This window comes from Paracoccus sediminilitoris (assembly GCF_003259195.1).
GTDB classification, from domain to species: Bacteria; Pseudomonadota; Alphaproteobacteria; order Rhodobacterales; family Rhodobacteraceae; genus Paracoccus; species Paracoccus sediminilitoris.
The window spans coordinates 1-21,191 of sequence record NZ_QJPK01000032.1 but is presented as its reverse complement, the minus strand read 5'-3'; the positions used below and the strand labels follow the sequence as shown (position 1 = coordinate 21,191).

Genomic DNA, 21,191 nt, shown 5'->3' with positions numbered 1-21,191 from the left:
ATACCAGTCCTTGTAATAAGGATGGTAGTATGGTAGCAGGCCGTCAGGGAGAGCCGTTGTGGACAAACCAGAGACCATCCAGCCGAAATTCGTCAGTGTCGTGGATCAGCTGGTCGACCGGCTGCGGGCTGCGATCATCGACAATGTCCTGACCCCCGGCACCAAGCTGTCCGAGGCCGAGGTTGCGCTGAACCATGGCGTCAGCCGGCAACCCGTTCGCGAGGCCTTCATCAAGCTGGCGAATGAAAGCCTGCTGGAGATCCGACCGCAGCGCGGCACCTTCGTCGCCAAGATCTCGCTGCCCCATGTCATGGATGCGCGCTTCGTGCGCGAGGCGGTCGAGGCCGATATCGTCAAGCTGCTGGCCGATGCGCCCGATCCGGCCGTGATCGCCGATCTTCGGCGCCAGGTGCGGGCGCAGGAATCGCTGATCGGTGGTTCGGCCCGGGATTTCATCGCCGCCGATGAAACCTTTCACCGCACCCTGGCCGAAGGCGCCGACAAGGCGCGCGCCTGGGAGGTCGTCGTCGAGATGAAGGCGCAGATGGACCGCGTGCGCGTGCTGTCCAGCCAGCATTTCCCGGTCGACCGGCTGGTCGCGCAGCATCTGGCGATCGTCGATGCCATCGCCGCCGGCGACGGTGCCGCGGCCGAGCACGGCTTGCGCCTGCATCTGCAGGGCATCCTGAAGGACCTGCCCGTCATCAAGCAGGAACGACCCGAATATTTTTCATAGTGCCGGCACTCCGGCACCCGTGATCCTTGGAGGAGGACTTTCACCATGAACAAGCTGACCGGACTTTTGGCATCCTGCACGCTGGCCCTGCTGGGCAGCACCGCCTTCGCGCAGGAGGTGACGCTGAAGCTGGGCCATTTGGCCAATGAGGACAACATCTGGCACAAGGCCGTGACGCGCTTTGCCGAAGAGGTCGACACGCTGACCGAAGGCCGCGTCGCCGTCGAGATCTATCCCAACGAATCGCTGGGCAAGGAGATCGACCTGATCAACGGCATGCAGCTGGGCACGGCCGACATGACCATCACCGGCGAAAGCCTGCAGAACTGGGCGCCCAAGGCCGCGCTGCTGGCGCTGCCCTATGCCTACAAGTCGCTGGAGCATATGGACGAGGTCGCCTCGGGCGAGATCGGCGACCAGATCGAGGCCGAGATCATCGAAAAGGCCGATATCCGCCCCCTGACCTATTTCGCCCGCGGCCCGCGCAACCTGTCGGCCAACCGCGAGATCACCACGCCCGACGACCTGGACGGCTTCAAGCTGCGCGTGCCGAACGTGCCGCTGTTCGTGGCAGCTTGGCAGGCGCTGGGGGCCAACCCGACGCCGATGGCCTTTTCCGAGGTCTTCACCTCGCTGCAGAACGGCACGATCGAGGGACAGGAGAACCCGCTGGCGCTGTTCAAGTCGGGCGGCTTTTATGAAGTCCAGAGCGTGGTCAACCGGACCGAGCATGTGCGGTCCTGGATCTATCTGGCCATTTCGGAACGCAGCTGGGGTCGCCTGTCCGAAGAGGATCAGGCCGCGCTGATGGAAGCCGCCGAGCGTACCCAGACCTATGAACGCGAATTGTTCACCGCCGATGAGGAAGCCCTGGTCGCCGATCTGGAAGGGCGCGGCGTCACCTTCCACGACGTCGATCAGGCAGCCTTTGCCGAAGGCGCGCGCGAGGCCGTCCTGGGCGCCGTCGACGAAGAAATCCGCCCGCTGGCCGAAGAGATCTTCAGCCGCTGACCGAACGCGGCCCCGCCACCCCGCGGGGCCGTGCATCTTCAAGGGAGGAAGCCATGACGAAAGCGTTCAAGGGGCTGGAGGGCCTGTGCCGACTGCTGATCTTTGCGGCCTTCGTGATCCTGATGGGGTCCGTCCTGCTGCAGGTGTTTTCACGCACCTTCCTCAGCACCGCGCCCGTCTGGACCGAAGAACTGACGCGGTTCTGCCTGATCTTCATGGCGGCCCTTGGCGCGGGGCTGGCCCTGCGCAGCGGCGACATGGTGAACGTGGACCTGGTCTGCGAAAGCCTGCCGGGCCGCGCACCCTTTGCACTGCGCCTGATCTCGGCGCTGATCACGGCGGGTTTTGCGCTGCTGCTGCTGCCGGCGGCCTGGGCCTATACCGCCATCGGAATGCGCCAGACCGCGCCGTCGCTGGGCTGGCGGATGGATTTCATCCATGCCTCGATGATCGTGCTTTTCGTCATTCTTGCCCTGTGGGCGCTGCTGCGCGGCTTCGAGATGCTGACCGGCCGACATGACGGCCGTCCCGTCCCGACCTCGGAGGACAACTGATGGGTCTTGCGCTGCTTCTGGGCACCTTCGTGCTGGGTCTTGTCATCGGCGTGCCGGTGGCGGTGACGCTGGGGTTGTCTTCGATGGCCTATCTGCTGTTTGCCGACATCCCCTTGGTGGTGATTCCGCAGAAGATGTATGCGGGCATGGACAGCTTTGTGCTGTTGTGCATCCCCGGCTTCATCCTGGCGGGCAACCTGATGAACGCGGGCGGCATCACCGAACGGATCGTCCGCTTTGCCAACGCCCTTGTCGGCTGGATGCGCGGCGGGCTGGCGCAGGCCAATATCGCGGCCTCCATGCTGTTTGGCGGCGTGTCGGGCACGGCGGTGGCCGATGTCGCATCCGTCGGCGGCATGATGATCCCCGGCATGAAGAAGGTCGGCTATCCCGCGCCGTTCGCGGCGGCGGTGACGGCGGCGTCCTCGACCGTGGGTCCGATGATCCCGCCAAGCGTGCCGATGATCATCGTGGGATCGCTGTCGGGCCTGTCGGTGGGCAAGCTGTTCCTGGCCGGGGCCGTGCCGGGCCTGATGTTGGGTTTCGCAATGATGATCGCCACCTATTTCATCGCCCGCCGCCGCAATTTCCCGCGCGAGCCGTGGCAGGGCATGCGCGAGTTGCTGTCCTCGTTCACGGGCGCGGTCTGGGCCATCGCCATGACGGTGCTGATCGTCGGCGGCCTTTTGGTGGGCATCACCACCCCGACCGAGACGGCGGTCATCGCCAGCCTCTATGCCGCCATCGTCGGCCTGCTGGTCTATCGCGAACTGCCCGTCCGGCGCATCCCCGGCATCATCGTCAACAGCGCCATCAGCTCGGCCGGGATCCTGGTTCTGGTGGGCACGGCGAATGTCTTCGGCTGGATTCTGGTGGCCGAACGCATCCCGCAGATGCTGGCCGACGGCGTCCTGTCCATCACCGACAACAAGTTCCTGGTGATTCTGCTGATCAACCTGCTGCTGCTGTTCGTCGGCATGTTCATGGAAACGATCGCGGCGTTAATCATCCTGTTCGTCCCGCTGCAGGCGCTGGCCGCGGCGGTGGGCATCGATCCGCTGCATTTCGCCGTCTTTGCTGTCCTGAACCTTATGATCGGGCTGACGACGCCGCCGGTGGGCGTCTGTCTGTTCGTGGCCGCCAACATCGCCCGTCTGCCCCTGTCGCCGGTGATCCGCGCCATCGCGCCCTATATCGTCACCAACCTGATCATCCTTCTTCTTGTCAGCTATGTCCCCGCCCTGTCGACTTGGCTGCCCAACACGCTGATGCCCTGAGGCCCCATGACCAACCCGATGACAAACCGTGTCGTCTGCCTGCATGCGCAGGACGACCTGAGACTGGAAACCCGCCCCGTCCAGGCGCCCGCCGAGGGCGAGGTCCGCGTCGCGATCCTGGCCGGGGGCATCTGCGGGTCGGATCTGCATTACTGGCTGGAGGGCGGGATCGGCACGATCCGCGTGCGCGAGCCGATCATCCTGGGCCATGAGGCCGCCGGACGGGTCGAGGCGCTTGGCCCCGGCGTCACGGAGCTGGCGGTCGGGCAACTGGTGGCGATCAACCCGTCGCATCCCTGCGGGACCTGCGATTTCTGCCGCCAAGGCCTAGAGCGTCATTGCACGGCGATGAAGTTCAAGGGCTCAGCCATGTATCTGCCCCATCAGCAGGGCATGTTTCGTGACCTGATGGTGATCGGCGCCGCCCAGTGCCACCCCCTGCCGCAGGGGATCGAGCCGGGCGCCGCCGCTTGCGCCGAACCGCTGGCCGTCTGCCTGCACGCCGTCCGACGGGCCGAGGATGTGGCAGGCCCCTTGACCGGCAAGACGGTGCTGGTCACCGGGGCGGGGCCCATTGGTGCGCTTTGCATCGCGGTGGCGCGCCAGCGTGGGGCGGCCCGGATCATCGTCACCGACATCCAGGACGCCACGCTGGCCGTCGCGCGCCAAATGGGCGCCGATCACGCGGTCAACACCCGGACCGATCCCGAAGGGCTGACCCCCTGGCGCGAGGGCAGGGGTCAGGTCGATCTGGTCTTCGAATGTTCGGCTGCGGCGCCTGCGATCGCCGACGCAGTCGCCTGCCTGCGTCCGCTTGGGACGCTGGTGCAGGTCGGGGTCGCAGGGCCGACCGCCCTGCCGCTGAACGTCATGGTCGGCAAGGAGATCCTGTTCGTCGGCTCGCAGCGCTTCGACGTCGAATTCGCCGAGGCGGTCCAGATGATCGGATCGCGGGCCATCGACCCGACCCCGATGATCACCGCAACCTTTTCCGCCGATCAGGCGCATCAGGCATTCGAGACGGCGCGCGACCGTGCGCGTTCGGTCAAGGTGCAGATTACCTTCGCCGCCAAGGGCGGCCAGAACAACAAGGAGGCCATGGCATGAAACAGACCTGGCGCTGGTTCGGACCCAAGGATCTGGTGTCCATCGACGACATGCTGCAGGCGGGGGTCGAGGGGGTGGTGACCGCCCTGCACCACGTCCCCACCGGCGCGGTGTGGCAGCCCGCGGACATCGCGCAGCGGCAGGCCGAACTGGCCGTCATGTCGGACGGCGCGCCCTCGGGCCTGTCATGGGAGGTCGTCGAAAGCCTGCCCGTCTCTGAGGACATCAAGCGCCAGAGCGGCGACTGGAAGCAGCATGTCCTGAACTGGAAGACCTCGATGCGCCATCTGCATCAGGCGGGGATCAGGGTCATCTGCTACAACTTCATGCCGATCCTGGACTGGACGCGCACCGATCTGGCCTATCGTCTGTCGAACGGCGCGACCTGCATGCGTTATGACGCCGTCGATTTCGCGGCCTTCGACCTGTTCCTGCTGCAGCGCGCCAGTGCCGCGGATGATTACACCCCCGAGGTGGCCGAGGCCGCCCGTGCCCGTTTCGCCGATATGACCGAGGCACGCCGGGAACAGCTGTCCGGCAACGTCGTCTTCGGCCTGCCCGGCGCTGCCGAACGCATGTCCATGGAGGATGTGAAGGCACATCTGGCGCATTACCACAGCATCCCGGCCGAACGCCTGCGCGGCCATCTGGTCGATTTCCTGGCCGAGGTCGCACCCTTGGCGGATGAACTGGGCATGCGCCTGTGCTGCCATCCGGACGATCCGCCCTTTCCCCTGCTGGGCCTGCCGCGGATCATGTCGACCGAGGCCGATTACAAGGCGGTCATGGATGCGGTGGATATCCGCGCCAACGGCATCACGCTTTGCACCGGATCGCTTGGGGCGCGGGCGGATAACGACCTGCCGGGGATGATGCGGCGGCTTGGCGACCGCGTCCATTTCCTGCATCTGCGCAATGTCGCGCTGGAGGATCGCCAGCTGGGCGGGTCTTTCCACGAGGCGGCCCATCTTGAGGGCAATACCGACATGGTCGCCGTCATCGCCGCCGTCCTGGAGGAGGAAGCCCGCCGCCGCGCGGAAGGCCGCGCCGACTGGCAGATCCCCATGCGCCCCGATCACGGGCAGGATATTCTGGACGATCTGCACCGCCGCGCCCAGCCCGGTTACCCCGCCATCGGACGTCTGAAGGGACTGGCCGAACTGCGCGGCATCATGACCGCGCTTGGTCACCCGACCGTCGCAAAGGCATTGCGGCAGCCGCAATAGGCTGCCGCAGCGGTCGCGGTTCGTCCCACGACGGCCGTCGACCGCCGTTGTCGGAATGCGACCCCGCAGTGTCGGGGCGGCATTCCGGATGCGCGGAGCGACAGACCGCTTGCATTCCCCTCTCGTCGTCCAGTATATGATATATTATAACATAAAGTAAGGGGGTGCCTGACCTGTGGCGCGGCGTCTTCCGTCTTGACCCGTTCCGCCGGGGGCGTCATTCATGCCGGTGATGGTTCCCGACCAAGCCACGCGCGGTCGGGTGAAAAGGGAACACGGTGCGGTGTAGCCATCAGGCGCCAAATCCGTGACTGCCCCCGCAACTGTAAGCGGCGAGCGTCCCCCGATGCCACTGTGCCCCCTTGGGGCATGGGAAGGCGGGGTATGCCGCGACCCGCGAAGTCAGGAGACCTGCCATCATGCTGGACAATCACCGGGCGGGGTGCCCCGGAAGGAGAATTTGGTGGCTGACATATCGCGACGGCGCGCGTCCCTGCGCACCTTATCCGTGCCGCAAAGGGCACGGTGCCTGATTTCTGCGAATCAGATTTGGGCTTCGATCCGAAAGGCGAAGACGGCGGCATCCGGGCCTTGGACGCGCATCAGACCGGGCATTTCGCCGGCCGACCTGCCGTTTCCTGCCCCGACCCGTGCCAGTTCCTGCGACGGATGCCGCGATCGCGCCGTTCATCGGCCCGCCGCCATCGTGCCGCGCTGGCGGTGCAGGCCCTGCACGGCGGTGTCCGGATGATCCCCGCGGTAGAGCTGCGCGATGTCAGCTGGGGACCGCCGAAGGGACAAGACATTCTGTCGGATCTTGGTTTTGCCGTGCCCCAGGGGCAGATCATGGCCATCTGCGGCGCGAACGGGGCGGGCAAATCATCGCTGTTGCGCTTGATCTATCGACATCATGCCCCCCGCAGCGGGGTCGTCAGGGTGCTTGGGCAGGATCTGTGGCAATCCCGCGCCACCGCGGTCGCCCGGAACGTGGCCGCCGTCCTGCAGGAGCAGCCGACCGATTTTGCCCTGACGGCGCGGCAGATCGTGGCCCTTGGGCGTTTACCGCATCGGCGGGGCTGGCGGGCGGGGCTGTCCCTGGCCGATGACGCAGATGCAGGCATCGTCGGCGCGGCGATGGAGCGGATGCACCTGACGGCCATGGCCGATCGTTCGTTCGCCACCTTGTCGGGCGGCGAGCGTCAGCGCGTCATGGTGGCCCGCGCGCTGGCGCAGGAGCCGCAGGTGATCGTTTTGGACGAGCCGACCAACCACCTGGACATCCGCCACCAGCTGGAGCTGCTGGCCCTGCTGCGTGGGCTGGGGCTGACGGTCATCGCCACGCTGCATGACCTGACCTTGGCGGCCGGATTTGCCGATCGCATTCTGGTCCTGGCCGTGGGCCGTATCCTGGCCGACGGCCCCCCCGACCAGGCGCTGACCGAGGCGACGCTGGCCCGTGCCTTCCATGTGAAGGCACGGATCGACCATTCGGGTCATGCGCCCCGCTTTGCCTTCCATCTGTGACGCCGAAAGGACCGATTGATGTTTCGCCCTGCTTTTGCCGCCCTGCTGGTTCTGGCCGCACCCTGCCATGCCGTGACCGTCCAAAGCTGCGACCGGATGATCACCGTCGATGAACCGCCGGCCCGTGCGGTGTCGAATGACGCCAACCTGACCGAGATGATGCTGGTGCTGGGTCTGCGCGACCGGATGGTGGGCTATACCGGCATTTCCGGCTGGAAGACGCTTGACGAAACCATGCGCGCCAAGGTGGCCGAACTGCCCGAACTGTCGGAAAAATACCCCAGCAAAGAGGTTCTGGCGGGGTCCGGAGCGGATTTCTTTTTCGCGGGTTGGAATTACGGCATGACGGTCGGCGGCGAGGTGACCCCTCAGACGCTGGCGCCCCTTGGCATCCAAGTTTATGAACTGACCGAAAGCTGCATCCATCTGGGCCCGCGTCCCCGGTCCAGCATGGAGGACATGTATGCCGACATCCTGAATCTGGGCCGCATCTTTGCCGTCGAGGATCGCGCGGAGGCGCTGGTGGCCGACTGGCGCACCCGGTTGGAGACCATCACCGCGGGGGTGGATCGCGACAGGCCGCTGCGCGTCTTCATCTATGACAGCGGAGAGGAAACACCTTTCACCGCCGGTGCCCATGCCATGCCCACGGCGCTGGTCGAGGCTGCTGGCGGGCGCAACATCATGGACGATCTGGCCAAAAGCTGGGCCGGGGTCAGCTGGGAGCCGGTGGTCAGCCGTGACCCCGAGGTGATCGTCATCGTCGATTACGGGGACGTCACCGCCCGACAGAAGATCGACTTCCTGAAAAGCAATCCCGCCCTGGCCGATATCGATGCCGTCCGAAACGATCGCTTCGTGGTTCTGGACTATGTCGAAGCGACGCCCGGGCCGCGCAACATCCGTGCGGTCCAGACACTGGTTTCGGCCTTTCGGACGGTCGGGCCATGACCGAAACCACAGCCGCGCCCCTCATCGGGCGTCGTCTTGGCCCCAAGCTGGGCCTGGGAGGCGCCTTGGTGGCGATCATGCTGTTCACCGTCGGGTTCGCCGTATGCCTGGGCACCGTGCCTGTTCCCCCCATGACGGTTCTGGCGGTGGTGCTGGATCACCTGCTGCCGGGCATGATCGACCAAGATATCAGCGCCGGTCAGGCCAGCATCGTCTGGCAGATCCGCCTGCCGCGCGTGATTCTGGCGGGGCTTGTCGGGGCAGGGCTGGGGCTGGTCGGCGCGGCCCTGCAATCGGTCACCCGCAATCCTCTGGCCGATCCGCATCTGCTGGGCATCTCGTCCGGCGGGGCCTTCGGCGCGATCGCCGCGCTGCTGCATACGGGGATGTTTCTGGGGGCGCTGACCGTACCCCTGATGGCCTTCGCGGGCGCGCTGATGGCGACCGCGCTGGTCCTGGGGGTGGCGCGCATGTCACGGGCTTGCAGCGCGGACCGTCTGGTGCTGACCGGCGTGGCCGTCAGCTTTGTCATCATGGCCTTGGCCAACATCCTGATCTTTCTGGGCGATCCGCGTGCGACCCATACTGTCGTCTTCTGGATGCTGGGCGGGCTGGGGCTGGCGCAATGGTCCCATCTGCCTTGGCCGCTGGCGGTTTTGCTGCCCTGCGGGTTCTGGCTCTGGTCCCGGTCGGGGTCGCTGAATGCCATGAGCCTGGGCGATGAGACCGCCTCCAGCCTGGGCATCGAGGTCGAACGGTTTCGCCTGTCGATTTTCGTGGCCGCGGCGCTGATCACCGGGGTGATGGTCGCCTTTTCGGGATTGATCGGTTTCGTGGGTCTGATGATGCCGCATCTGGTCCGCCTGGTCCTTGGCGGCGACAACAGACGTGTCCTGCCCGGTTCGGCCTTTGCGGGTGCCGTGTTTCTGATTGCGGCCGATGCATTGGCCAGGTTCGCCCTGGCCCCCGAGGATATTCCCGTCGGAGTCGTCACGGGGCTATGCGGCGGTCTTTTCTTTATCTGGATGATGAGCCGAAAGGCGTAGTCCTGTTCATAACCCTTATCCTTTTGTCGGCATCAGTTATGCAAAAAGATGATTCGAAAATAAATAGAAATTCTTTCTGGTTATTTATTTACACTTGCGCCAATTACTCTGTGTGGCACAGAAGGGCATTTTGAAGGTGATGCCCGCCGGTGGTTTTTGCATTCTGGGTGGGGCGGTTGGGGCATCCGTGACCGGATAGACCTGTCCGGTGCGCCAGTATCCCGCAGCGCATGTGGCCCCGGATAATCCCGGCGAAGACCCTCCCGGACCGGGGGCATATCATCTGGCCCCAAGCCAGCAAGCGTTGCTGAACATCCCCGCCCTGGTGCCGGGAAGCTTGGATTGCAACAACGCTTTGATAACATTTGATCCCGATATTGTTTTTTAAAGAACAAGAGGCAGGGGAAAGGCAAATGTCCTTCCTGATGGAATATCGGTTTTCTTTTGTTTGCCAAACCAATCGATAATTTTCCGACCGAATCGGATATTCAGACATTCCGCTTCCGGGTTTCAAGTCATCAGCCTCGCGTCAAGAGTTGAAAAGGAAGTCCAGCATGGAACCGATTATCACCATCGACAGCCCGCGGGTCACGGAAGGGTTTTACAATACCCTGACATTCACCGTCCGCCTGTCGGCACCGGCGACGGATGCCGCGACGGTGGATTACCAGGCGCTGCCCCAGACGGCCGGATGGGAAGACCTCTACAGCACGCTTTCGGGAACCGTCACCTTCGGGATCGGGGAAACGGTCAAGACAATATCGGTTCAGGCGTCGCATGAGAGCGTGGACGAAACGGACGAGGCTTTCGTCCTTGAACTGCGCGACCCGATCAACGCCACCTTCGGCAACAACATCCACAGCCTGTCGACCCTTGGCTGGATCCTGGACGATGACGGCAGCACCGCGAACAACCGTGCCATCGCGGTTTCCGATCCGGTCGTCAACGAAGCGTCCAACGGCAAGGTGTCATTCATCGTCAGCCTGTCCCAACCCTTCCCTTCGGATCAGACCTTCACCTATCGCACCTATGATGTCTCGGCCGAGGCGGGTTCGGACTATGTCCAGAAGACCGGGCAGGTCAAGTTCCTGGCAGGTCAGACCGAGGCCATCGTCGAGGTCGATCTGATCAATGACAACCTGGCCGAAACCGCCCAGAGCTTCGGCTTGGCGATCACCGGCACGGGTGGTGTGGATAGCGCCGTAGGGGTGGCGCAGATCCTGAATGATGCCGGTCCCTCGCCGGTTCTTTCCGTGGAAAGCGGTTCCAACGTCGAGGGCTTCTACAATTACATCGAATTCACGATCCGACTGTCGGAACCGGCTTCTGATGCGGTCACGGTCGGCTATCAGGCCACCCCCCAGACGACCGGATGGGAGGATCTCTATGGTACATTGAGCGGCACGGTGACTTTCGAAGCGGGCGAGACCGTCAAGTCGGTCACGGTGCGCGCACAGCACGAAGACGGTGACGAAACGGACGAAGCTTTCATCTTCGAGCTTCGCGATCCGCAAGGTGCCACGTTCGGCGGCAATGTGGAAAGCCTCACGACGATCGGCTGGATCCGTGATGACGACGGCTCGGTCGTGAACAATCGTGCCTTGGCCGTTTCCGATCTGGTCGTGAACGAAGCATCAGATGGCAAGGCGGTCTTCACGGTCAGCCTGTCGGAGAGTTTTGCGACCACGCAGAGCTTTGCCTATCAGACCGACAATGGCAGCGCCAAGGCGGGATCGGATTACGTGTCCCAGACGGGGACGATCACCTTCCTGGCCGGTCAGACGGAAGCGGTGGTCGAGGTCGATCTGATCAATAATGGTGCGCCGGAGGCGACCGAAAGCTTCGATCTTCTCGTGTCGGGGGCAAATGGTGTCGGCGGCGCCAGCGGAACGGCAGTCATCCTTGATGACGACAGCTTGGTGCCGGTTCTGTCGATCGAAGGCGATAGTGTCATCGAGGGCTTTTACGACTATATCAACTTCACGATCCGTCTGTCCCAGCCGGCCACGGATGCGATCACCGTGGATTACGCAGCCCTGCCCAAGTCGGCATCGCTGGAGGATCTGTATTCGACCATTTCGGGAACGGTTACCTTTGCGGCGGGTGAAACGGTCAAGACGCTTTCCCTGCGCGCCAATTACGACCTGGTTGATGAACTGGACGAATCCTTCCTTCTGGAGCTGCGCAATCCCAATGGGGCGACGTTCGGTGGCGGCAATGCATCGCTGATGGCCCTGGGCTGGATCAAGGATGACGACGGCCCCTTTGTGAATAGGACGATCGCCATTTCGGACAGCACGGTGACGGAAGGGCCAAACGGGCGCGAGGCCGTCTCTGCCATCGAGCTTTCGCAATCCCATACCGAGGCCGTCTCGCTCAGCTATCGGACTGTCGATGTCAGCGCCAGGTCCGGATCGGATTACGCCGCCAGAAGCGGCACCGTCACCTTTGAACCCGGTCAGACGCGGGTACTGGTGACGGGGCCGATCCGGAACGACCTGATCTCCGAATCCTCCGAAACCTTCCAGCTGCGCATCACGCCGCCCTATCCCACCGCGATTTCAGGGCAGACCCAGACCATCTGGGGAACAGGCACCATCCTTGATGGCACCATCGTCGGTTCCAGCCTGAACGAAACGCTGACCGGCAGCGATCAGGCCGATGCGATCAACGGCATGGGGGGAAATGACCTGATACGGGGCCTTGCCGGCAATGACCGGCTGTCGGGCAGTTCCGGCAATGACACGCTGGATGGCGGGGCCGGGGCCGACACGCTTCTTGGCGGGACGGGCAACGACGTCTATTTCATCGACAGCCTCAAGGACCGGATCATCGAAGCCGGCGGCGGCGGCAATGACACCGTACGGGCCAGGTTCTCCTATCAGTTGCATGCCGATCTTGAAAACCTGGTGCTGACCTGCGGCGGCAACGTCAAGGGCACGGGAAATTCGCAGGCCAACAACCTGACCGGAAACACGGGCAACAACGTCCTGAAGGGGCTGGCCGGCAATGACAGGTTGGACGGCCTTGCCGGCAACGACCGTCTTGAAGGCGGCTCGGGCAGTGACCGGCTTCTTGGCGGTACGGGCGGCGACACCCTGCTGGGCAATGCGGGCAACGACCTGCTGAAAGGCGGGGCCGATGCCGATATCCTCAGGGGGCAGCTGGGCAATGACACGCTGGAGGGCGGGAACGGACAGGACACTCTGCTGGGCGACGCGGGCAGCGACCGGCTGTTGGGCGGTGCCGGCAATGACCGGCTGCACGGAGGCGGCGGGGCCGACAAACTGATCGGCGGCGCGGGCCGGGACATGCTTTACGGTGGCGCCGACGGACTGCGCGACGTCTTCGTCTTCCGCGCCTTTTCGGACAGTCGAGCCGGCGGGGCCAATCGTGACCAGATCTTCAACTTCAGCAATGGTCGCGACGATATCGACCTGTCCGCGCTGGACGCCAATATCCGGGTGCGCGGCGTCCAGGATTTCGATTTCAATGGGACCGATGCGGCCGCGAAATCGGTCTGGTACGTCAAGCAGGGCGACGGCGTCGTCATTCGCGGTGATCACAACGGCGATGCCCGGGCTGATTTCGAGATCTTCGTCGCAGGAATATCCGGCTTGTCCGAGAATGATTTCGTGTTCTGATCGGCCCTGCGCCGTATCGGACAGTCAGGCCAGATTTTGAAGCATGACGATGGCAGGCAAATGCCCGCCATCGTCATGTCGTGGCCCCGGTGATCAGCAGGGATGGTCTGACCGGCTTCTGCGCCAGCCCTTCCCCGAGTTTCTGAAGGTTGCAAGGGCTGGGCCCTGTGCAGGGCCATGGAAATCGTTCATCCCGACAGGCGGGGATTGGAGGGGCTTTGCAGCGTGCCGATCCCGGCACGACCTTCCAAAAGGGATTGCGTAATATAGTTATGTTATAATATAGCATAAATCCTGCCCGCATGGCAGGCGACCCATACAGACCCGGAAGGACAGAAATGATGCAGATGACCAAGGTAGCAAAGGCCGCCATGCTGGCATTGGCCATGACAGGCTCCGCGGCCCCTGTCGTGGCGCAACAAGCGGTGGGTCATGATGCGGCGCATCAGCATGACCATGCGCAGGACCGTATTGCTCAAGGCTATTTCGAAGATGCTCAGGTTCAGCCCCGGCCGCTGTCGGATTGGGCGGGCGACTGGCAATCGGTCTATCCCTATCTGCTGGACGGCACGCTGGATCCGGTGATGCGCGACAAGGCCCATCACGGCGACAAATCCGCCGAGGAATACAAGGAATATTACGCCACAGGATATCGCAGCACGACCGACCGCATCCGGATCGAGGGCGATATCGTGACCTTCCATGCTGAAGACGGCATCCTGCAGGGGCGCTATCTGTCCGACGGGCAGGAGATCCTGACCTATGCCAAGGGCAATCGCGGTGTCCGCTATGTCTTTCGCAAGGCAGATGGCGATGCAGGGGCCCCCGACTTCATCCAGTTCAGCGATCACGCCATCGCGCCGGTCAAGGCAGAGCATTACCACCTGTACTGGGGCGACGATCGGGACGCGCTGCTGGCCGAAGTCACGAACTGGCCGACCTTCTATCCCACCGGCATGACCGGCGATCAGATCCTGTCCGAAATGCTGTCCCATTAGCACGGCATCGTCTCGGTGAAGGATTTCCCTTGCGACGGGAAACTTCCTATACCCCCAGGTGACATGACAAGGCAGGGGCGCCGCGATGAAGCACAGACGGGTAACCTTGGACCAGGTGGCGAAGGCCGCCGGCGTGTCGCGGGCCACGGTGTCGCTGGTCGTACGCAAATCGCCCCTTGTCGCGGGGCATACCCGCGACAAGGTCGAACAGGTGATGGCCGACCTGGACTATGTCCGCGATATCGGCGCGGCGCGGCTGCGCAACAACAGCAGCCGCACCATCGGTGTCGTCGTGCCGAACCTGGTGAACCCCTTCTTCACCGAGTTCCTGTCGGGGGCCGAACAGGTCCTGGGGCAGGGCGACCGGGTGGTCCTGCTGGCCAACAGCCATGACGACACCCATCTGCAATCCCAGATCCTGCAACGGTTTCGCGGCCACGGCGTGGACGGGCTGATCCTGTGCCCCGCGGCGGGCACCGATCCGGCGCTGATGACGCGGGTTCGGGACTGGGGGCTGCCCGTGGTGCAATCCATGCGCGAGGTTGGCGAGGATCTGACCGATTACGCGGGTGGCGATTATATCGCAGGGATGCGCCTGGCCGTGCGGCACCTTGTGGACCGGGGACACCGGCGGATCGCCTTCCTGTCGGTGCGGGCGCGGACCTCGGCCCGGGCGGAAAGGCTGCGCGGTTTCGACCTGGCACTGGCCGAGACCGGCGCGACCGAGGCGGGCATCACCGAAAGCGACCTGACATGGGAGGCCTCGGTCGGTGCGGCGGGGGCGGTGCTGGCGGGCAGGCCCACCGCCATCCTGTGCTTCAACGACGTGCTGGCCGCAGGGCTGATGGTGGGACTGCGCCGCCTTGACGTGACGCCGGGACGGGACGTCGCGGTGGTGGGGCTGGACGATCTGGAAATGGCGCAGATGGTCTGGCCGCCCCTGACCAGCGTCGCGATGCACCCGGTGCGGATCGGCGCCTCGGCGGCGCGGCTGCTGACGCGTCGTCTGGCCGATGCCGATGCGCCGGTCCTGCGCGAATGCGTGGCGCCCGAACTCAGGGTGCGCGACAGCAGCGGTTGCGAAAAGGTTTGACTTGTTCTCCGGCTGCTTTTAGATCGTTCTAAATAGGGAATGGAAACATCTGCGGGGAGGCCGATGTATCAGTTCAACTTCCAACCGGTATTCGAAAGCCTGGATCTTTTGGCGAATGGTGCCTGGCTGACGGTTCGGCTGTCGTTGATGGCGATGGTCTTGGGGCTGGTCGTCTCGGTGCTGGGCGCGGTCGGCAAGACGTCGGGCATCCGGCCGCTGCGGCTCCTGATCGACATCTATGTCGAGGTGATCCGCAACACGCCGTTCCTGATCCAGATCTTCTTCATCTACTTCGGTCTGCCGGCCATCGGGCTGTCCATGTCACCCGACAGTGCGGCATTGCTGGCGCTGGTCATCAATGTCGGCGCCTATGGCACCGAGATCATCCGGTCGGGCATCGAATCCATCCCTCGCGGCCAGATCGAGGCCGGGCGCGCCTTGGGCCTGAACCCCGTGCAGATCTTCCGCTATGTCGTCATCCGGCCCGCGCTGCGCAACATCTATCCTTCGCTGACCAGCCAGTTCATCTATCTGATGCTGACCTCCAGCGTGGTCTCGGTCATCTCGGCCAGCGACCTGGCTTCGGCGGGGGCGGACCTGAATGCCCGCACCTTCGCCAGCTTCGAGATCTATCTGGTGCTGACGATCATGTATTTCCTGCTGGCCTTGGGCTTTTCGACCGTCTTCGGAGTGATCCGGCGGGTGTTCTTCGATTATCCGGCGGGGCGTTGACATGATCCGTGAATTCACCTCGGCCGAACTGCTGTTCATCGTGGGCGCGATCCGCTGGACGCTGATCCTGTCGGCCATCGCCTTTCTGGGCGGGGCCATCGGCGGGCTGGGCATCGCGCTGGCACGCACATCGCAGGGCCGCGCGCTGCGTCGGGCGGCGGCGGGCTTCATCCAGGTCTTTCAGGGCACGCCCCTGCTGATGCAGCTTTTCCTGGTCTATTTCGGCCTGGCTGTCGTGGGACTGCCGATCAACCCGCTGCTGGCCGCTGCCGTCGCGCTGACCCTGCATGCCAGCGCCTATCTGGGCGAGATATGGCGCGGCGCCATTCAGGCGGTCCCCCAGGGCCAGTCCGAGGCCGCAACCGCGCTGGCCCTGTCCTACCCCGACCGGATGCGCCACGTCGTGCTGCCTCAGGCGATGCGCCTTGCCGTGGCGCCGACCGTCGGTTTTCTGGTGCAGCTGATCAAGGGCACTTCGCTGGCCTCGATCATCGGCTTCACGGAATTGACCCGTGCCGGCCAAATCATCAACAACGCGACCTTCAAGCCGTTCCTGGTCTTCGGCACGGTGGCCGCGCTTTATTTCGTGCTGTGCTGGCCGCTGTCGCTGCTGGCCCGCCACATGGAAGCCCGCATGCGCCGTGCCATCACGCGCTGATCTTAATCCTTGGAGGAGGAAACCATGACCCTGAACCGCCGCCTGTTCACCACCCTTGCCGCCAGCGCGCTGGCCCTTGGCCTTGCCGCGCCCGGCTTTGCCGCCGATCTGTCGGCCATCGAAGATGCCGGAACCGTCAAGATCGGCATGCTGGTCGATTTCCCGCCTTTCGGCATCCAGGACAATTCCGGCAATCCCGACGGCTATGACGCCGATGTCGCCAAGGCGCTTGGCGAATATCTGGGGGTGGACACGCAGATCGTGCCGGTGACCGGCCCGAACCGCATCCCCTATCTGCTGTCGGGTCAGGTCGATGTGCTGGTCGCATCGCTTGGCATCACCGAGGAACGCGCCCAGAAGGTCGACTTCTCGGACCCCTATGCGGGCATCAGCATCGCCGTCTATGGCGACAAGGGGGTCGAACTGACCGAGGCCGCAGGGCTTGACGGCCAGGCCATCGCCGTCACCCGCGCCTCGACCCAGGACAGCGGCGTGACCGCCGTCGCACCCGAAACCGCGCAGATCCAGCGTTTCGACGATGACGCGACCGCGGTGCAGGCGCTGATGTCGGGGCAGGTCAAGCTGATCGGCGCCTCGAACATCGTGATGTCGCAGATCGCGCAGGCGACGGGCGATCGCTTCGACAAGAAGTTCGACCTGTCCAGCCAGGTGCAGGGCATCGCGGTGGCGCCCGGGTCGGATGCGCTGCTGGAGAAGGTCAATGCCTTCGTGGCCGAGGCCAAGACCGACGGCACGCTGGACGGCATCCATGAAAAATGGCTGGGCGAGCCGCTGCCCGATTTCGTCAAGACCGCCAAGTGATCCTGTCGCCCGGCCATTCGTGGCCGGGCACTTCCGGAAGGGACGCCCCATGACCGAACACGCCATCATCATGCGCGCCGTGAACAAGTATTACGGTGCCTTTCACGCCCTGACCGATATCGACCTGACGGTCGAGCCGGGCGAACGGATCGTCATCTGCGGCCCGTCGGGATCGGGTAAGTCGACGCTGATCCGCACCATCAACCAGCTCGAGGCGATCGAATCCGGCTCCATCACCGTGGACGGGGTCGAACTGACGGCGGGCGGCGACAATGTCGCCAAGGTGCGGCGCGACGTGGGCATGGTGTTCCAGTCCTTCAACCTGTTCCCGCATATGACGGTGCTGGAAAACTGCATGCTGGCGCCGATGAAGACCCGAAAGGTCCCGCGCGCCGAGGCGAAGGCCACCGCCCAGCATTATCTGGAGCGGGTGAAGATCCCCGAACAGGCCGACAAATATCCCGCCCAACTGTCGGGGGGCCAGCAACAGCGCGTCGCCATTGCCCGCGCCCTGTGCATGAAGCCGCGCATCATGCTGTTCGACGAACCGACCAGCGCGCTGGACCCTGAAATGGTCAAGGAGGTTCTGGACACCATGATCGATTTGGCCCGCGAGGGCATGACCATGATCTGCGTCACCCATGAAATGGATTTCGCCCGCGCCGTGGCCGACCGCGTCATCTTCATGGACAAGGGCGTCATCGTCGAGGAGAACGCCCCCGAGGCCTTCTTCGGCAATCCGGCCAATGACCGGTTGAAGAACTTCCTGGGGCAGATCGCATGACCCGGCCCCGGATCCTGGCATTGGCCGACCTGAAGCCCGCCGACATGATCGATCGGCTGGAGGCCGACTATGACGTCATCCGCGATATCGCCGATGCGGGCGATGTGACCGCGGTTGTGACCGCCGGCAATATCGGCCTGTCGGCCGCGCAGATGGAGGCGCTGCCCGATCTGCGGATGATCGCGGTGAACGGCGTGGGGCTGGACGCGGTGGACATGGCGCAGGCGGCCAGGCGCGGCATCCGCGTTTCGACCACGCCCGATGTCCTGTCGCCCGCCGTGGCCGAGATGGCCCTGGGGCTGGCACTGGCCTGCACTCGCCGCATCGCCGAGGGCGACCGTTTCATCCGCGCGGGCGCGTGGAAACAGGGCGGCAAGCTGGCGCTTGGCCGGTCCCTGACCGATATGCGGGCTGGCATTTTGGGCTATGGCCGCATCGGGCGGACGCTGGCCGACATGCTGCGCGGGCTGGGCATGCAGGTGCTGTACACCGCGCGCAGCGAAAAGCCCGGCGCGCCCGATGCCTTCCGCCCCGATGCGCGGGCGCTGGCGCGCGATTGCGATGCGCTGTTCGTGACGACCTCGGGCGGGGATGACACGCGCGCGCTGGTTGATGGGCCGGTGCTGGCGGCGCTTGGGGCCCAAGGGATCGTCGTGAACGTCGCGCGCGGTCCAGTGGTGCAGACCCATGACTTGGCTGCGGCGCTGCGCGACGGAACCATCGCGGGGGCGGGGCTGGATGTCTTTGACGACGAACCGCATGTGCCGCAGGCCTTGCTGGATGCCCCCAATTGCGTGCTGAGCCCGCATGTCGCCTCGGCCACGGAACAGGCGCGACGCGCGATGGCGCAACTGGTTCTGGACAATCTGGACGCCCATTTCGGCGGACGTCCCTTGCCGACCGAAGTCCGGACCTGACATGGATTACCTCTGTATCGGCGAGCCGCTGATCGAGTTCACCGCCATGCCCGATCACCCGCAGGGCTTTCTGCGCAACGCGGGCGGCGACACGCTGAACACGGCCATCTATCTGGCGCGCCTGCTGGGGCCGGGACGGGTGGGCTATCTGTCCTGCCTGGGCGACGATGCCCACAGCCTGTGGCTGCGCGACCGCATCGGCGCCGAAGGGATCGACCTGTCGGCATTGGCCGCGCGCGCGGGCGCCCGTCCGGGCCTCAGCTTCGTAACGACCGATGCGGCGGGCGAACGCAGCTTTGCCTATTGGCGCGACCAATCGCCCTTCCGCAGCCATTTCGACGACAGCCGGATATTCGGTGGGCTGCCACGGGCCGATACGGTCTTTCTGTCGGCAGTGGCGCTGGCGGTACTGAACCCCGTGGGGCGCGACACCCTGACGACATGGCTGCAGACCTGTCGCGACCGGGGGGCGCATCTGGCCTTCGACACCAATTACCGCCCGCACCTGTGGCCTGACCGTCAGGTCGCGCGGCAGGCGATCGGGCGCATGGCCGGGATGGTCGATCTGCTGATGCCGTCGCTGGATGATATTCAGGGCTGCTTCGGGATCACGGGCCCCGGAGCCGCGATGGAAGCCCTGATGGCCTTGACCGGGGCCGAGATCGTGCTGACGACCGGCGGCGGCCCCGTCCTGCATCGCGCGCAGGGTGCCGCGGCCTGGACCTCGCATGACCTGCCGCCCGCCGTCACGGCCGTCGACACCACCGGTGCCGGCGACAGCTTCAACGCCGCTTGGCTGTCGGCCCGGGGGCAGGGGGCGGGGGTCGCGCAGGCGGTGGCGGCGGCGGCGCGTTTGGCGGCCATCGTCGTCCGCCACCGTGGCGCCATCATGCCGCCGGCCGCCATGCCTCACATGACCCTGAAGGACGCCTGACGATGAATGAAGATTTCGATGCCGCGACTGCGGCCGCGCCCCTGTTGACCGCCTGGCAGGGGGGCGCGCGCCCGCAGGGGCTGTCGCCGCGCCCGCGGGACCTGCGCGACGCCTATGCGGTGCAGCGCGCGGTGATGCAGGGCCTGGGCGATCCCGGCGGCCTGTGGAAGATGGCGCTGCTGGACGGGCGGGACCGGCAGGCGGCCGTCCTGCCGCGCCGCATCCTGCATGCCTCGGGCGGGGCGGCCCAGCTGCCCGCCGATGCTGCGATCGAGGTCGAGACGGCGCTGGTCCTGTCCTGCGAACCCGAAGCCGCCGACCCGATGGCCGCCATCGCCAATATCTGCCTGGCGTTCGAGCTGGTCGCGCCGCGCTATGCCCCGGGGGCCGGTTTCACGCCGTTGGAAAGCATGGCCGACGGCTTTCGGTCCGCCGGGGTGGTTCTGGGGGCCCCGATCGATGGGTGGCGCGACGGCCTGCCCGACCGGTTGGACATCACGTTGATGCTGGATGGTGACACGGTAAGCGTCGTCGAAGCCGCAGCACCGATGGACCAGGCGATGGACTTCCTTGGCTGGCTTGCGGGGCATGCCCGCAGTCAGGGAATGCCCCTGAAGGCAGGCGACGTGATCATCACCGGCGCAAGGATCGGACCCTTGCCCCTGAACGGGGCGACCCACGCGCATGCAAACACCCTGGGGGCCAAGGTGGCGTTCGATCTGTCCTATCGGCGCGGGGAATAAGGTGGCGGGAACCGCAGCGACCGCGTCGGCGTCAGATTTCCCGAAAGCCTGATTGTACAGGTGGGTACCGGGTAACGTGACCAGGGTCACGACAGAGCCAGCGCCCTCGGAAAACTTATAGGCCAGTGGAAATTTGGCCGATCGCGTGAAGAGCAGAAGCCCGCCGCCCTCAGAATTAGGACGCGGCAGCGGGCATTTCAAGATCCAGCAGCGACAGACCGCTATTCAACACATAAAAGCACTGCCGATTCTGTATGGGGCGACGCCTTCCGCCTGATCGGCACAGTGGGTTTCGTGATTTTTGAATATTTTATATAATATATTTCAATGTCTTGCGACGTTTTTACAGGCTGACATCAGTTTTCTCCAAAAACCTGCTTGCGTCTGTTTGTTGGTTTGCCTAAACACCGCTTCACCGAAGGCGGGAACGTTGG

At 64.5% G+C, this 21,191-nt stretch carries 19 protein-coding genes and 1 riboswitch; all 19 genes read left to right on the top strand.

What is annotated here, in order from left to right; translation table 11 throughout:
* Window positions 1-58: 58 nt before the first annotated feature.
* The 19 genes from DKT70_RS16140 to DKT70_RS16050 all read left to right on the top strand — a co-directional run bounded on the left by DKT70_RS16140 (window position 59) and on the right by DKT70_RS16050 (window position 20,757).
* Entirely contained in the window at window positions 59-736 is a 678-nt protein-coding gene (locus DKT70_RS16140; RefSeq protein WP_199559630.1) for a GntR family transcriptional regulator, read from the top strand.
* 45 nt (window positions 737-781) lie between these two features.
* Entirely contained in the window at window positions 782-1,747 is a 966-nt protein-coding gene (locus DKT70_RS16135; protein ID WP_111560104.1) for a TRAP transporter substrate-binding protein, read from the top strand.
* Window positions 1,748-1,800: 53 nt separating this feature from the next.
* The gene (locus tag DKT70_RS16130; protein WP_111560103.1) at window positions 1,801-2,301 is read left to right on the top strand and encodes a TRAP transporter small permease; all 501 of its coding nucleotides are present in this window, start codon (window positions 1,801-1,803) and stop codon (window positions 2,299-2,301) included.
* The gene (locus DKT70_RS16125; RefSeq protein WP_111560102.1) at window positions 2,301-3,578 is read left to right on the top strand and encodes a TRAP transporter large permease; all 1,278 of its coding nucleotides are present in this window, start codon (window positions 2,301-2,303) and stop codon (window positions 3,576-3,578) included. The genes DKT70_RS16130 and DKT70_RS16125 overlap by 1 nt, the downstream gene beginning before the upstream one ends.
* A 6-nt stretch (window positions 3,579-3,584) precedes the next feature.
* Entirely contained in the window at window positions 3,585-4,685 is a 1,101-nt protein-coding gene (locus DKT70_RS16120; protein WP_325048048.1) for an L-idonate 5-dehydrogenase, read from the top strand.
* A complete protein-coding gene (uxuA, locus tag DKT70_RS16115; protein WP_111560100.1) occupies window positions 4,682-5,911 on the top strand; it encodes a mannonate dehydratase in 1,230 nt (409 codons plus the stop codon). Before DKT70_RS16120 ends, uxuA begins: the two co-directional genes overlap by 4 nt.
* A 216-nt stretch (window positions 5,912-6,127) precedes the next feature.
* Window positions 6,128-6,344, top strand: a riboswitch (cobalamin riboswitch).
* 314 nt (window positions 6,345-6,658) lie between these two features.
* The gene (locus DKT70_RS16110) at window positions 6,659-7,435 is read left to right on the top strand and encodes an ABC transporter ATP-binding protein (RefSeq protein WP_111560114.1); all 777 of its coding nucleotides are present in this window, start codon (window positions 6,659-6,661) and stop codon (window positions 7,433-7,435) included.
* Window positions 7,436-7,453: 18 nt separating this feature from the next.
* The gene (locus tag DKT70_RS16105; RefSeq protein WP_111560099.1) at window positions 7,454-8,386 is read left to right on the top strand and encodes an ABC transporter substrate-binding protein; all 933 of its coding nucleotides are present in this window, start codon (window positions 7,454-7,456) and stop codon (window positions 8,384-8,386) included.
* Complete coding sequence (locus DKT70_RS16100) at window positions 8,383-9,432, top strand: FecCD family ABC transporter permease (protein WP_111560098.1); 1,050 nt, start codon at window positions 8,383-8,385, stop codon at window positions 9,430-9,432. Before DKT70_RS16105 ends, DKT70_RS16100 begins: the two co-directional genes overlap by 4 nt.
* A gap of 554 nt (window positions 9,433-9,986) precedes the next feature.
* A complete protein-coding gene (locus tag DKT70_RS16095) occupies window positions 9,987-13,076 on the top strand; it encodes a Calx-beta domain-containing protein (protein ID WP_111560097.1) in 3,090 nt (1,029 codons plus the stop codon).
* A gap of 347 nt (window positions 13,077-13,423) precedes the next feature.
* Window positions 13,424-14,074, top strand: a complete 651-nt coding sequence (locus DKT70_RS16090; RefSeq protein ID WP_407672229.1) for a ZinT family metal-binding protein — start codon at window positions 13,424-13,426, stop codon at window positions 14,072-14,074.
* A gap of 85 nt (window positions 14,075-14,159) precedes the next feature.
* Window positions 14,160-15,167: a LacI family DNA-binding transcriptional regulator gene (locus DKT70_RS16085; protein ID WP_111560095.1), complete on the top strand. Its 1,008-nt coding sequence runs from the start codon at window positions 14,160-14,162 to the stop codon at window positions 15,165-15,167.
* Window positions 15,168-15,230: 63 nt separating this feature from the next.
* On the top strand, window positions 15,231-15,899 hold the full coding sequence (locus DKT70_RS16080; protein WP_111560094.1) for an amino acid ABC transporter permease: 669 nt from the start codon (window positions 15,231-15,233) through the stop codon (window positions 15,897-15,899).
* A gap of 1 nt (window position 15,900) precedes the next feature.
* Window positions 15,901-16,557, top strand: a complete 657-nt coding sequence (locus DKT70_RS16075) for an amino acid ABC transporter permease (RefSeq protein ID WP_072298545.1) — start codon at window positions 15,901-15,903, stop codon at window positions 16,555-16,557.
* A 24-nt stretch (window positions 16,558-16,581) separates the two neighbouring features.
* Window positions 16,582-17,379, top strand: coding sequence for a transporter substrate-binding domain-containing protein (locus DKT70_RS16070; protein WP_111560093.1), 798 nt, complete (start codon window positions 16,582-16,584; stop codon window positions 17,377-17,379).
* Between the two features lie 49 nt (window positions 17,380-17,428).
* Window positions 17,429-18,163 carry an amino acid ABC transporter ATP-binding protein gene (locus DKT70_RS16065; RefSeq protein ID WP_111560092.1) on the top strand — a complete coding sequence of 245 codons (735 nt, stop codon included), beginning with the start codon at window positions 17,429-17,431 and terminating at the stop codon, window positions 18,161-18,163.
* Window positions 18,160-19,080 carry a 2-hydroxyacid dehydrogenase gene (locus DKT70_RS16060; RefSeq protein WP_111560091.1) on the top strand — a complete coding sequence of 307 codons (921 nt, stop codon included), beginning with the start codon at window positions 18,160-18,162 and terminating at the stop codon, window positions 19,078-19,080. The genes DKT70_RS16065 and DKT70_RS16060 overlap by 4 nt, the downstream gene beginning before the upstream one ends.
* Window position 19,081: 1 nt before the next feature.
* Window positions 19,082-20,014, top strand: coding sequence for a sugar kinase (locus DKT70_RS16055; protein WP_111560090.1), 933 nt, complete (start codon window positions 19,082-19,084; stop codon window positions 20,012-20,014).
* Between the two features lie 2 nt (window positions 20,015-20,016).
* On the top strand, window positions 20,017-20,757 hold the full coding sequence (locus DKT70_RS16050; protein WP_111560089.1) for a hydratase: 741 nt from the start codon (window positions 20,017-20,019) through the stop codon (window positions 20,755-20,757).
* Window positions 20,758-21,191: the final 434 nt, after the last annotated feature.